Here is a 12,667-nt window from a genome sequence, read left to right on the forward strand (position 1 = left end):
CGGCGATGCCGGGACGCGACGTAGGCTGGCAGTCGTGGCTGAACACTTTCAAACAGTTGTATTGGGTGCAGGTCCAGGTGGGTACGTTGCCGCGATCCGGTCGGCTCAGCTGGGCATGAAAACCGCCGTCATCGAGGAGAAGTACTGGGGCGGTGTGTGTCTGAATGTCGGATGTATCCCGTCCAAGGCGCTGCTCCGCAATGCCGAGCTCGCGCACATCTTCAACCATCAGGCCAAGACCTTCGGCATGAGCGGTGACGTCTCCTTCGACTTCGGGGCCGCCTTCGACCGCAGTCGCAAGGTCTCCGACGGCATCGTCAAGGGCGTTCACTTCCTGATGAAGAAGAACAAGATCACCGAGATCGACGGGTATGGCGTGTTCACCGACGCCAAGACGATCACGGTGGGCGATCGCGAGATCACCTTCGACAACGTCATCGTCGACACCGGGTCGACGGTCAAGCTGCTCCCCGGCGTCGAACTGTCGGAGAACGTGGTCACCTACGAGACCCAGATCCTCACCCGTGAGCTGCCCGAATCCATCGTCATCGTCGGCGCGGGCGCCATCGGGATGGAGTTCGGTTACGTGCTCGCCAACTACGGTGTGGACGTCACGATCGTCGAATTCCTCGACCGCGTGCTCCCCAACGAGGACGCCGACTCGTCGAAGGCGGTCGCCAAGGAATACAAGAAGCTCGGCATCAAGCTGCTCACCTCCACCAAGGTGCAGTCGGTCACCGACAACGGTGACAGCGTCACCGTGACCTATTCCGACGCCAAGGACAAAGAAGGCGAGCTGACCGTCGACAAGGTCCTCATGTCCGTCGGCTTCGCCCCGCGTGTCGAGGGCTTCGGTCTGGAGAAGACCGGTGTGGAGCTCACCGACCGCGGTGCCATCGCGATCGACGACTACATGCGCACCAATGTCGAGGGCATCTACGCCATCGGTGACGTCACCGCCAAGCTGCAGCTCGCGCACGTTGCCGAGGCTCAGGGAGTGGTGGCCGCCGAGACCATGGCCGGCGTCGAGACGATGACGCTGGGCGACTACCGCTTCATGCCGCGCGCCACCTTCTGCCAGCCGCAGGTCGCGTCCTTCGGTCTGACCCAGGCGCAAGCGGAGGACGAGGGTTACAACGTCAAGGCGACGACCTTCCCGTTCTCCGCGAACGGCAAGGCGCAGGGACTCGGTGAGACCGCCGGCTTCGTCAAACTGGTCACCAATGCCGACACCGACGAGCTGCTCGGTGGACACCTGGTGGGCGACAACGTCTCCGAGATGCTCCCGGAGATGACGCTGGCTCACAAGTGGGACCTGACCGCCAAGGAACTGGCCCGCAACGTGCACACCCACCCGACCATGTCCGAGGCGTTGCAGGAGACGTTCCACGGCGCGATCGGGCACATGATCAACCTGTAGTTTTCGTCTCCCGAGGGTGCTCGCGATCCGAGCCACGAAGGGCTGATCTCCTTCCCGCCGGGTGGCTTCCCTCCCGCTTATTGGATCCAATAAGCGGGAGGGAAGCCACCCGGCGGGAACGTGCGTCGAACCCGTCCGGGCAGGCAATTTCGTGACGTGTTCTCGGCACGGAGGGGCAAATTTGTGCACACGTGAGGGGTGACACCGGCCGGGGCGCGAGGACTGCTCGCACCCGGCTTGTGGGTCGGCGATCGAATGTGGCGGGGGCGCAGCGACTTTCGCTGATGTGTGCTGTTCCGCAGAGCAGTCCGGCGCTGGTGTGGGCGCTTTCAGCGCCTCCTTGAGGGCGGTCGAATCCACGGTATAACCAAGGTTTATGACGACAACCATCCTGCACAACGCTCGTCTGATCGACGGGACCGGGGCCGACGCGATCTCTGACGCGGTCGTCGTGATCGACGAGGGCACGATCACCTACGCCGGGGCGGCCTCCGGTGCGCCGCGGATCGACGAGTCGGCGAAGCCGCGGAAGGTGGATGTCGGGGGCAACACCGTCTGCCCCGGCTTCTTCGACTGCCACGTGCATCTCTCGCTGCCCGGCACCAAGGGGTCTCCTATCTCGGCTGCGATGGTGCCGCCGTCGTACCGCTATTTCGAACTGATCGACCGGCTCAAGACGACCATCGGTGCCGGTGTGACCACCGTGCGTGACCTCATGGGCGTCGACGTCGGGGTCCGCGACGCGGTCGCCCACGGCCTGGTGCCCGGCCCGCGCCTACTGGTCGCCGACAAGATGATCAGTCAGACCGGTGGCCACGCCGACTTCCACATCCCGTCCGGTCTGGACGGCACCGGCCTGATCGGCGGCCTGCTGGTCGATTCCGTCGACGAGGCGCGACGCGAGGTCCGCCAGTTGTTGCGTAGCGGCGTCGACGTCATCAAGGTGGCCTCCAGCGGCGGTGTCTCCTCACCCAGCGATGACCCGGACTGGCTGGGCGCCCGCACCGAGATCGTCGCGGCTCTGGTGGAGGAGGCCCACAACTACGGCGGCCGCAAGGTCGCCGCCCATGCCATCGGTCTTGCGGGCATCCGGGCGGCCATCCAGGGCGGGGTGCACAGCGTCGAGCACGGCTACGCCCTCACCGACGAACTGCGCACCGAGATGGTCGAGCGCGGCCAGTTCCTGGTTCCCACCCTCATCGAGACACTCAAGCCGGACACCGCGACCCCGCAGGCGGTGGCCAAGTCCGAGAAGTGGCACAAACTGGCTCACGAGTCCATCGCGGCCTCGATCGAGGCCGGGATCAAGGTCGCCGTCGGCACCGACGCCGGTTTGGTCCCCGACCACGGGGCGACCCTCGCCGAACTCGGCTGCCTGGTGAAGTTCGGTGGCATGACCCCGATGGAGGCCATCGTCGCAGGCACGCGCACATCCGCCGAACTCTGCGACGTCGCCGACACGCTCGGCACCCTGGAGGCAGGCAAGGTCGCCGACGTGGTCGTCGTCAAGGGCGATCCGCTCGTCGACATCGACTCTCTGGCCGACCACGACAACATCCTGCTGGTCATCAAGGAGGGCAAGACCGCCAGCAACCGAGGCGACTACGGGATCTGACCGACGCGCGATCTGACCGACGCCGCGATCTGGCCAGGTCGGCGGCGAGGCCGCGCGCGAGTACTCCGACTACCCTCGGTCCCGTGAGAGCGGTCGAGCGTGTCCGGGAGTGGGAGCTGCCGTGGCCGCTCGATCTCCGGGCCACGGTGGGGCACCTCCGGCGCGGGGCGGGCGATCCGGCGTTCGTCTACGGCAACGACGGATCGATCTGGCGGGCCGTGCACACTCCCGACGGGCCCGGCACCGTGACCCTGCGGATCGACGGGTCCCGGGTGCTCGGACGCGCATGGGGACCCGGCGCCGACTGGCTGCTCGAACAACTACCGGATTTCCTCGGTGGTTCCGACGAGCCGGAGGCGATGACCGTCCACGACGACGCGGTGGCAGGTCTCGTCCAGCGGTCGGTGGGGCTGAGGATCGGGCGCACCGACCGGGTCTGGGAGGCACTCGTGCCGGCGATCCTGGAACAGAAGGTCGTCGGGGCCGAGGCCTTCCGCGCGTGGCGCTATCTGTTGCGGCGGTACGGGGAACCGGCACCGGGGCCGGTGCCCGACACGATGCGGGTGCCGATGCCGCAATCGCAGTGGCCGTCGATCCCGTCCTGGGAATGGCACCGCAGTGGTATCGAACCGGTGCGCATGCGGACCATCCGCGGGGCGACGGCGCTGGATGTGGAGCGCCACCACGACCGTCTACGGCTACTACGCGGAGTGGGTCGCTGGACCGAGGCCGAGACCCGGGCGCGCGCCGTCGGCGACCCCGACGCGGTGTCCGTCGGCGACTACCACATCCCGACGCTGGTCGGGATGACCCTCATCGGCGAGCCCGTCGACGACGACGGCATGCTCGAACTGCTCGAACCGTATGCGGGACAACGCCGCCGGATCATCAGGATGGTCGAGGTGTGCGGCGTCCGGCGAGAGCGCCGCGGACCGCGGATGACGGTGCGCGACTACCGATCCTTCTGACGCGCACCGACAGTGCGACGCAACCGAGAAGTGGCGTGCGAGATCGTCGCCTCACTGCGTTCTGCGGTGGCCGCTCCTGGGTCGTCGATTGGTATTCGGCGAGGGTCGATCCTCAACGCCTTTCGAGTAAGTCGATCCCCGATCAACGAAGGCGAGCCTCATCTCGGCGAGAGGTGGAATTCGGCGGCGTCGCTCGGCGTAGCGGAGCCAGCCGCGGGACGATCTCACACCGGCCCCGGCGTGCTCACGCGCCGCCTCGGTGCTGCCCAGCTGGGTCATCAGTGGGTGAGAAGTGCCCCGTCGGCGCTCGGCGATGTCGGCCGCGGCCATCGGCGAACTCGAGTCCGCCAGCAGGGCGATGATCTTCTCGCGCTGATCGGTCGCCATGAGGGCTCCTCTCGGTGCCGACGTCTCGGGCGCGTGGGCCCTGATCACTCAGTGCGTGGCAGGTTTCTCCAAGACCAACAGCGTGACCACCGCGTCGGTCCGTGCGTCGAGCGCATGGGTGATCTGGGCGTCGACGTGGATCGCGACACCGTGCTCGAGGCGCGTCGTGGCGTCTCCGACGGTGAAGTCGATCTCACCGGTCTGCCCGATCACCAGGATCGGACGGCCCGCACGGTGGTCGGGCATCGATTGCCCCACGCGAAACGAGATGCGGACGACATTGGCCCCGGCATTGCGCGAGAGCACCGTGATGTCGGGCCGGTCGCCGGCCGATCCGGTGTTCTCGGTCAGGCCTTCGATCACAGTCCAGTCGCTCATGCGGCTTCACTCGGCGTGGTCGCGATGACCTCGATGGCCGCCAGGTGGGACTCGTACTTGGCCGCGTCGTCGAGGAGCCTCTCGGTCAGCTCGCGTCCGCCGAGCCGCAGCACCCGCTTTCCCAGCCGGGCCGGCAGCCGGGGTCCCGGCATGTCTTCGATCTTCCGCTGGGCGAAAGGCAGGCCCGCATCAGTGGCCGCATGTTCGTTGGTCATACCTGACCTCCTATTTCGAGGAGAACCTTACGGCAAATTACTTATGGCGCACCACATCCCCGTCGACCGGCAGTATGCGTATCAGGAGTGACCGCGGTACGACCTCCGCCTGCTTGGAGGTTGCCTCAGTGCGGGTGCTGTGACCCGGCGAGCTCGGCCTCGAGGGCGGCCCCGTGGGCCATCACATGGTCTTCGGCGAGGCGACGCGCCGCCACCGGATCGCCCTGGCGGAGGGCCTCGAAGATGGCGGTGTGCTCGTCGACGATTGTCTCGGTCGATGCGCGCACATTGGTGGCATGGACGTAGAGCAGCACGGCGCCCGTGACGCGGTTGTAGTGGTCACGGAGTCTGCGGTTGTCCGCGAGATCGACGATGCACGAGTGGAATGCCATGTCCGCTTCAGCCAGCTGGCGAGTGGAGATGCGCTCCCGGGCTGCGTCGAGCAGGGTGTCCAGTCGCTCTCGCAGATAGTCAGCACCGGCCGGGGTCATGCGCTGGGCGGCCAGCTGTGCGGCCAGCCCGTCGAGCGCACAGCGAAGCGTGTAGACCTCGCGCGCATCGACGGCGGTGAGTTCGGTGACCTTCCACCCGGAGTACGCCTCTTGCACGACAAGACCTTCGGCAGCCAGGTGCAGTAGCGCTGTGCGCATCGTGGAGCGGGACACCTGCGCATCCTGAGCCAGCGACGCCTCGGTCAAACGTTGACCCGGCACGTAGTGGCCATCGATGATGGCGCCGCGTAACCACTCTGCCGCCTGTTTGTCGAAGCTCTCACGCCTTGGAACAGAGCGGACGCGAGAAGTGTTGCCGGTCACGACTCACCTACTCCAGTTTGAGTTAATTGTTAACAGCAGAGCGTAGCAGTTCTGAGTGTGCTTCGTCTGAGGATTGCCATCGCTACGACCCCGACGATCGGACCCAGACCCAAGATCGTGAACGCGTACCTCCACCCCACCAGCTCTGCGTAGTACGGGACGATCTGAATGGAGACCACCGTCAACAGGAATCCGATCGCAGTCTGCGCGGTCAGGGCGGTGCCGATGTACCTTGCGTCTGCGACTTCGGTGAGGCTGGCGGAGAACACCCCGGAGTCCGCGATCACCGCAGCGCCCCAGACGGCGAGAAATATGAGTACCACCGCGAACGGTGCTCTGAAGAAGAGTCCGGAGAAGACGCAACACGCGCCGCTGATCGCCAGCGCCGTCATTGCGGCGGGTGCGCGACCCCATCGGTCCGCTGCCCAGCCGCCGGCCAGGCAACCGGCGATGCCGGCGACACCGATTGCCAGGAAAGTGGTCAGCGACGGGCTCAGCGGTGACTCTGAAAACTCTTGCCTGGCGGCAAGGTAAGCGGGTAGCCATGCCCACAGGGCATACAGCTCCCACATGTGGCCGAAATAGCCGAGGTTGACCAACAGAACGCGGCGGGAGCGAAACATCTCAAGCGCGTAACGCGGACGGAAGGCGGCGGGGGCGCCCGTGGTGAACGGCCCGGTTCGGATCAGTGTGAGTGCCAGGATTCCACCGAGGGCGGTGATCGTGGCGGCCACCAGAAGAACTGTCCGCCACGGAAGGTCACCCAGGCTGCTGATCAGATGCGGGAGTGCTGACCCGAGTGTGAGGGCGGCGATCAACAGTCCGAGCGACCGTCCCCGGTTGTCGACGGTCGACCACGACGCCATCAACTTCATCCCCACCGGATAGACGCCGGCGAGGAAGACTCCGGTCAGCAGACGCAGCGGGATGCCTGCCCAGGGGCCGTGTGACACGGCGAGCGCCGCGGTGCACGTCGCTGCACCGAGGGCGCTGATCCCAAGTAATACCTGCGGACGAATACGGTCTGCGAGGTTCAAAGCGGTCGAGAGGATGGCGCCCGCCACGAAGCCCAGCTGGACCGAAGTGGTCAGCCAGACCGAAGCCGCCGAGCCGATGTTCCAATCACGTTGTACCGCAGGAAGAACCGCAGACGCGGAGAACCAGACGGCCAGTCCGAGAACCTGCGCGAGCGCGATGAGGGCTCTCTGCGTGAGGGACCGTGATGCCGTCCGGCTGTTCTCGAGGCCCGAAGTGTCTGTGATCATCGAAGCTCTGTCAAGTGTCGGTTCGTCGCCCCCGAGCCGGCTGTGATGCCGGCCCGGGGGCGACCACGGGCGGGGGATGAGGACCTGCGCTCAGTGTGCGATGACGGCGAGGTCGTCGTGTTCCGAGTCGAGGTCTTTTTCGGGATCCCATCGGATCACCGAGGCGACGACCAATCCGACGAGCGGGACGGCTGCGGTCAGCAGGATGGCGCCGCCGTCGCCGAAACTCTCCTGCAGGAACGGGAAGGCGAACAAGCCGACGAACGCACCGATGTTGCAAGCGGTCGTGGACAATCCCATGCCGAATCCGCGCACCGCGCTCGGATAGGCCAACGCGGAGAAGGCCGCTCCACCGGAAGCAGCGAATGCCGAGTGGAAGAAGATGAACGCCGTGGGCAGTAGGACAGCGGCCCACAGTGGTAGGTGATCGAACCCGACACCGAAGATGACCAGAATGGCCGCGCACGCAGCGAACCCGACACGGACCGACCGGCGAATCCCGAACCGGTGGTAGATCGCGGCCGCACTGAATCCGCCGATGATTCCCACTGCGTTGAACACCATTGCGCCGACTGTTGCTGCTTGGAAACTCTCACCGAAGAGCTGCAATGCGATGACCGGCAGGAACCACCCGATCGCGTAGTACTGCAGCGCCTGCATGCTGAAACTGACCGTGGAAAGGACGGTGCGTCCCAACAGCGGTCGTTGGAACAGTTGCATCGGGCTCGTCTGACGACTGTCGGCAGACGGTGTCGCAGTGGCAACCTCACCGCCAACCGGGGCGGAGTCCCCTGCGACGACATCGACGTGGTACACCTTCTTCAGTGCAGCGACGGCATCGGTGTAGCGGCCGCGCGAAGCCAACCATCTCGGGGACTCCGGCAACAGCGCGATCTGGGCCACAGCCAGCGCGGCGGCTATAACCGCGCCTGTGCCCATGAGGTAGCGCCAGATGGAGTCGCCGACATGGAACTGGAAGATGATCAATCCGACGAAGAGATTTGCGGTCGTCGCGACGTACCACACGCCCTGCCAACGGCTGAGCTTTGCCTGATCCCGTCGCCGAAGGAATTCCGCGATGTAGGCAAGGACGACACCGAAGTCCATGGCCCACGCCACGCCGAGCAGGACCCGACTCGCCAGCAGCATTTCGAAGTTCGGCGCGCTGAGCGCCATGATCATCGAGGCGCAGGCGATGACCTTTGCCAGGATGATGATGCGGACACGGCCGAATTTGTCGGAGTACGCACCTGCGAAGGGGCAGAGGAAGACTGCGACGAGCATGTACGAGCTGGTGATGAGCGAGACCTCGGTGGTACTGAGGTTCAACTGACGCTGAAGCGGGTCCAGGCCGGTCGCCAGCGCCGCCCCGGCGTACGCTTCGAAGAAGACGCCGCCGAGACCGAGGATCCAGACCCATTTCATCCGGTCCGAGGGTGTTCCGACGTCGTATGCATCGTAGACGTCACGTTCTGACGCAATAGTTTTCATGTGAGTGTCTTCCTCGAGATGTCAGAGCGCGGAATCGTAGGAAATGACGCCTCGGATGAGCTTTCCGTCCGCCATGTCCTTGTAGGCCTCGTTGATCTCCTCGAGCTTGTACGTCCGCGTTATCAGTTCGTCCAGTTTGAGGTGACCGTCCATGTAGTAGTCGAGCAACTTGGGGATCGCAGTGCGAGCGTTCTCGCTTCCGAAAAGCGTTCCGACCAGACGCTTTTCGTATGTCCCGAAGGTGAACAGATCGAGTTCGATCGTCTTCTGGCTCGCCGGGGCGACCGAGGTCTCGACCAGGGTTCCCCGTTTGCCGACAAGTTCCATCGCCGGGTTGATGAGATGGCTCTCCGCCAACCCGACGGTCAGGATGACGCGCTCGGCCATCTTGCCCCAGGTCAGTTCCCGAACGAGCTCGTGTGCCTCCGCGATGCTGGTGGCGGTATGCGTCGCGCCGAACTCTCTGGCCTTCTCGACCTTCCACGCCTCGGTGTCGACCGCGACGATCCGACGGGCACCGGCCATCCGCGCGCCCTGGACCGCATTCATGCCCACACCGCCCACGCCGATCACCACGACGGTGTCACCCGCCCGCGTCTCCGCGGCATTGACTGCCGAACCCCACCCGGTGGTCACGCCGCAGCCGACGAGCGCGGCCTTGTCCAGGGGGACGTCGTCGCGGATCTTGACCGCGGAGGCCTCGTGTACCAGCGCGAACGGGCTGAATGTGCCGAGGAGGCACATGGTTCCGATGCCCTGTCCACGGGCATGCACGTGCGGCTTGAGGTCGCTGATCTCGACGCCGGTGAGGTTGTGCTGGCCGAGAACGCACAGGTTGGAGTGGCCGTTGACGCACGGTTCGCAACGGCCGCAGGCGGGGATGAAGGCCAACACGACGTGATCGCCCGGCTTGAGGGTTGTCACCGCGGAGCCGACCTTCTCTACGATGCCGGCTCCCTCGTGACCGCCGAGCGTGGGGCCCAAGCCATCGTGGTAGACCGGCGCGTCGATGTGGTCATCCGAGTGGCACAGTCCTGAAGCGGCAAGTCGCACCAGCACCTCTTCGGGCTGAGGGTCGTCGATCTCGATCTCTTCGACGCTCCACCCCTCACGCTTGCCCGGGTTCCAGCAGATAGCTCCCTGAGTCTTCAAAACCGTCTCCTTGTCGAGAATTAACAGTTAACAACGTGAGTGTTACGTGTATCACTATTGGAAGTCAATAGGCTGCCGATCACGTGGTCGAGAAGCCGAGGTAGTCGGCGTGAACCTTCGGTGGATGTGCGCGGATGGCTTCCTCGTTGGGTGTGATGCCCCAGCCGGGTGCGTCGGGCACGACGAGTGCCGACTCGACGATCTGCGGAGCCGTGTCGAACAGCTCATCGTCCCAGGGGAGACGATCGACGTCGTGTTCCATCACCCGCAGGTTCGGGACGGCTGCGGCGAAGTGCACATTGGTCATGGTCGCGAGATGGCTGTAGAAGTTGTGCGGCGCGATGTTGACGTCGTGTGCTTCCGCCGCGGCTGCGATCTTCATGGCCTGCCAGGTGCCGTTCCAGATCGCATCGACGATGCCGACGTCGACAGCCTGGGCCTGCAGATACGGGTTGAACTGCCGGACTCCGAACAGTGTCTCCAGCGAGGCGATCGGATGTTTGGTGTGCTGGCGGATATAGGCCAGAGCCTCCGGGTTGTGCAGGTCGAGCTCGACCCAGAAGAGGTCGAAGTCGTCGAGCGCGCGCAGCAGTTTCAGGAACCCCTCGGTGCGAGCGTTGAAGTTCAGGTCGAGCAGCAGCTCAACGTCGTCACCGGCGCCGTCGCGAAGTGCCTCCATGTGGGAGACAACGCTCGAGATGAGTTTCCGGTCGATGTTCAGGCCCGGCTCGAACGGCGCCCCGAAGCCGGCCATCCACGCTCGCGCTCCGTCGGGATGATGAACGAACATGTTCGTCTTGACTGCCTTGAAGCCACGTTCCCGCGCCTCGACGCCGGCCTCTCGCACACCGTTCAGATCCCGGATCTGGGGGCTGTAGTACTGCGGGTGATTGATCCGCCAACTCGCACAGTGCGACCAGTAGATCGGTACATGATCGCGCACCTTCCCGCCCAACAGCTCATACACCGGCACGCCCAGGGCCTTGGCCTTGATGTCGAGCAGGGCGTTCTCGATCGCGCCGAACGCTTCCGCGGTCATCCCGTGTGGCGCTGGCCGTGCTGTCGAGGCCAGAGTGACGTGCAGCTGCTCGTGGGCGAACGCGTCACGACCGATCAGTCGACGGCCGTAGTTCTCGATCACCCCGGTCAGTCCCGGCGGACCGAACGCCTCGTCGAACTCCGCCCATCCCGTGACGCCTTCGTCTGTGACGATCTTCAGGAAGTGGTAGTTACGCCACCCCGCATCACAGGCGAAGGTTTCGACCGAGGTTATCTTCATGTGTCCTCCGTGGTTCGTTACAAGTCAGCACTCGTCGCTGAAACGTCCGGACCGCATGTCGAGTGGCGTTCGGAATCCGAATCAGTGATCCACCGATTAATTCTTGACCGAGTGCTGGGATCACTCTAGGCTGATTGTTAATCCTTGACAATACGTGCCGCAGGCTACGTAGGGACGACGATGGAGGGCCCTATGCAGGTCGACCGCTCACTATTCATCGATGGCACGTGGACCCGTCCGCTGACCGGTACACCTTTGGATGTCATCAATCCGGCTGACGGCACGGTGTGCGCAGTTGTGTCCATGGGTGACGCCGCCGACGTCAAACGTGCGGTTGCAGCTGCCCGCACGGCATTCGAGAGTTTCGGTCGAATCGGCGTCGACGAACGGATCGCCTTGCTCGAAGCAGTGATCAGGTCGTACGAGGCTCACTCAGATGAGCTGGTTTCTGTCCTCAGCGCAGAAATGGGAGCGCCGGTGACGTTGGCTGCCGGGGCGCAGGTGCCTTCCGGTCTCGGCCATTTCGTCGCCACGCTCGAAGCGCTGAAGAGCTTCGCTTTCGAAGAGCGAATCGGTACGACCCGGGTGGTGCACGAACCGATCGGCGTCTGTGGCCTCATCACGCCGTGGAACTGGCCGCTCAACCAGATCGCGGCAAAGGTGGCCCCGGCGTTGGCCACCGGATGCACGATGGTCCTGAAGCCATCGGAGATCGCACCTTTGAACGCGATCGTGTTCACCAAAGTGCTTGCCGCGGCGGGTGTGCCCGCCGGCGTCTTCAATCTCGTCAACGGCGACGGGCCGACCGTGGGTACAGCCTTGGCGGAACATCCCGACGTGGCAATGATGTCGTTCACCGGCTCCACACGTGCAGGCATTGAGGTGGCCCGCACGAGCGCGCGCACGGTCAAGCGAGTTTCGCAGGAGCTCGGTGGCAAGTCGGCGACGGTGATTCTCGACGATGCGGACCTGGAGCAGGTCGTCACCGCCGAGGTTCAGGCGATGTACCAGAATTCGGGTCAGTCCTGCAATGCCGGATCACGGATGCTGGTTCCCGCGCATCTCGTATCCCAGGTTGAAGCCATCGTGCGAAAGGCCACTGCCGCAGTCGTGGTGGGCGATCCTCGGGACGCCGCCACGGACGTGGGCCCAGTGGTGTCTGAGCAGCAATTCGACAAGGTGCAGGACCTGATCGACTCGGCCATACGCGAAGGGGCCGAGCTGGTGGTGGGCGGACTGGGGCGACCCGATGGCCTGGAGGAGGGCTACTACGCGCGACCGACCGTATTTAGTCACGTGACGGCCGAGATGCGGATTTGGCGCGAGGAAGTGTTCGGGCCGGTCCTGGTCGTTGCCGGTTACACCGACGAGGACTCGGCTGTTGCCATGGCCAACGACTCCGAGTATGGCCTGTCCGGAAAGGTGTACTCCGCCAGCGAAGATCGGGCATGGGATCTCGCGCGTCGTCTACGGACCGGCATGGTCCACATCAACGGTGCGCCCCTCGACAATCGAGCTCCATTCGGTGGGTACAAGCACTCCGGGAACGGTCGTGAATTCGGAGCGCACGGTCTTCGTGAATTTCTGGAGACGAAGTCCGTGTACATCCCCGCCTGACGACGAACTCGTCGTCTGAGGAGGGCCCGTAGCGATCTCGAAGACCGGCCGCATCGGCGGTTGAA

At 64.7% G+C, this 12,667-nt stretch carries 12 protein-coding genes; 4 read left to right on the top strand and 8 right to left on the bottom strand.

What is annotated here, in order from left to right; translation table 11 throughout:
• Positions 1-34 precede the first annotated feature (34 nt).
• From lpdA to H1R19_RS03170, 3 genes are all read left to right on the top strand, one after another.
• Positions 35-1,420: a dihydrolipoyl dehydrogenase gene (lpdA, locus tag H1R19_RS03160; RefSeq protein ID WP_219850549.1), complete on the top strand. Its 1,386-nt coding sequence runs from the start codon at positions 35-37 to the stop codon at positions 1,418-1,420.
• A gap of 376 nt (positions 1,421-1,796) precedes the next feature.
• Positions 1,797-3,035 (top strand): metal-dependent hydrolase family protein, encoded by a 1,239-nt coding sequence (locus H1R19_RS03165; RefSeq protein WP_188329395.1) that lies wholly within the window; start codon positions 1,797-1,799, stop codon positions 3,033-3,035.
• 83 nt (positions 3,036-3,118) lie between these two features.
• On the top strand, positions 3,119-4,003 hold the full coding sequence (locus H1R19_RS03170) for a DNA-3-methyladenine glycosylase family protein (protein ID WP_219850550.1): 885 nt from the start codon (positions 3,119-3,121) through the stop codon (positions 4,001-4,003).
• Between the two features lie 51 nt (positions 4,004-4,054).
• Here the strand turns inward: H1R19_RS03170 and H1R19_RS03175 are convergent, their stop codons facing one another.
• The 8 genes from H1R19_RS03175 to H1R19_RS03210 form a co-directional block, all read right to left on the bottom strand.
• Positions 4,055-4,390 (bottom strand): hypothetical protein, encoded by a 336-nt coding sequence (locus H1R19_RS03175; protein ID WP_219850551.1) that lies wholly within the window; start codon positions 4,388-4,390, stop codon positions 4,055-4,057.
• Positions 4,391-4,438: 48 nt separating this feature from the next.
• A complete protein-coding gene (locus tag H1R19_RS03180) occupies positions 4,439-4,768 on the bottom strand; it encodes a cupin domain-containing protein (RefSeq protein ID WP_219850552.1) in 330 nt (109 codons plus the stop codon).
• On the bottom strand, positions 4,765-4,983 hold the full coding sequence (locus tag H1R19_RS03185; RefSeq protein WP_372631574.1) for a hypothetical protein: 219 nt from the start codon (positions 4,981-4,983) through the stop codon (positions 4,765-4,767). The genes H1R19_RS03180 and H1R19_RS03185 overlap by 4 nt, the downstream gene beginning before the upstream one ends.
• Positions 4,984-5,108: 125 nt before the next feature.
• Positions 5,109-5,798 carry a GntR family transcriptional regulator gene (locus tag H1R19_RS03190; RefSeq protein WP_219850553.1) on the bottom strand — a complete coding sequence of 230 codons (690 nt, stop codon included), beginning with the start codon at positions 5,796-5,798 and terminating at the stop codon, positions 5,109-5,111.
• A gap of 29 nt (positions 5,799-5,827) precedes the next feature.
• Positions 5,828-7,063: an MFS transporter gene (locus H1R19_RS03195; RefSeq protein WP_219850554.1), complete on the bottom strand. Its 1,236-nt coding sequence runs from the start codon at positions 7,061-7,063 to the stop codon at positions 5,828-5,830.
• A 90-nt stretch (positions 7,064-7,153) separates the two neighbouring features.
• Positions 7,154-8,488 carry an MFS transporter gene (locus tag H1R19_RS03200; RefSeq protein ID WP_219850555.1) on the bottom strand — a complete coding sequence of 445 codons (1,335 nt, stop codon included), beginning with the start codon at positions 8,486-8,488 and terminating at the stop codon, positions 7,154-7,156.
• An 87-nt stretch (positions 8,489-8,575) separates the two neighbouring features.
• Positions 8,576-9,706: an NDMA-dependent alcohol dehydrogenase gene (locus H1R19_RS03205; protein WP_219850556.1), complete on the bottom strand. Its 1,131-nt coding sequence runs from the start codon at positions 9,704-9,706 to the stop codon at positions 8,576-8,578.
• 79 nt (positions 9,707-9,785) lie between these two features.
• On the bottom strand, positions 9,786-10,985 hold the full coding sequence (locus tag H1R19_RS03210; protein ID WP_219850557.1) for a mandelate racemase/muconate lactonizing enzyme family protein: 1,200 nt from the start codon (positions 10,983-10,985) through the stop codon (positions 9,786-9,788).
• Between the two features lie 192 nt (positions 10,986-11,177).
• On the opposite strand from H1R19_RS03210, the gene H1R19_RS03215 reads away from it, so the two are divergent.
• Positions 11,178-12,602: an aldehyde dehydrogenase family protein gene (locus H1R19_RS03215; RefSeq protein ID WP_219850558.1), complete on the top strand. Its 1,425-nt coding sequence runs from the start codon at positions 11,178-11,180 to the stop codon at positions 12,600-12,602.
• Positions 12,603-12,667: the final 65 nt, after the last annotated feature.

Source organism: Gordonia jinghuaiqii, assembly GCF_014041935.1.
Classification (GTDB): domain Bacteria; phylum Actinomycetota; class Actinomycetes; order Mycobacteriales; family Mycobacteriaceae; genus Gordonia; species Gordonia jinghuaiqii.

Coding starts and splice junctions, on each gene's coding strand:
- H1R19_RS03180 (WP_219850552.1), bottom strand. CDS start 4,768: ATGAGCGACTGGACTGTGATCGAAGGCCTGACCGAGAACACCGGATCG.
- H1R19_RS03200 (WP_219850555.1), bottom strand. CDS start 8,488: ATGAAATGGGTCTGGATCCTCGGTCTCGGCGGCGTCTTCTTCGAAGCG.
- H1R19_RS03175 (WP_219850551.1), bottom strand. CDS start 4,390: ATGGCGACCGATCAGCGCGAGAAGATCATCGCCCTGCTGGCGGACTCG.
- H1R19_RS03165 (WP_188329395.1), top strand. CDS start 1,797: ATGACGACAACCATCCTGCACAACGCTCGTCTGATCGACGGGACCGGG.
- H1R19_RS03210 (WP_219850557.1), bottom strand. CDS start 10,985: ATGAAGATAACCTCGGTCGAAACCTTCGCCTGTGATGCGGGGTGGCGT.
- H1R19_RS03195 (WP_219850554.1), bottom strand. CDS start 7,063: ATGATCACAGACACTTCGGGCCTCGAGAACAGCCGGACGGCATCACGG.
- H1R19_RS03215 (WP_219850558.1), top strand. CDS start 11,178: ATGCAGGTCGACCGCTCACTATTCATCGATGGCACGTGGACCCGTCCG.
- H1R19_RS03185 (WP_372631574.1), bottom strand. CDS start 4,983: ATGACCAACGAACATGCGGCCACTGATGCGGGCCTGCCTTTCGCCCAG.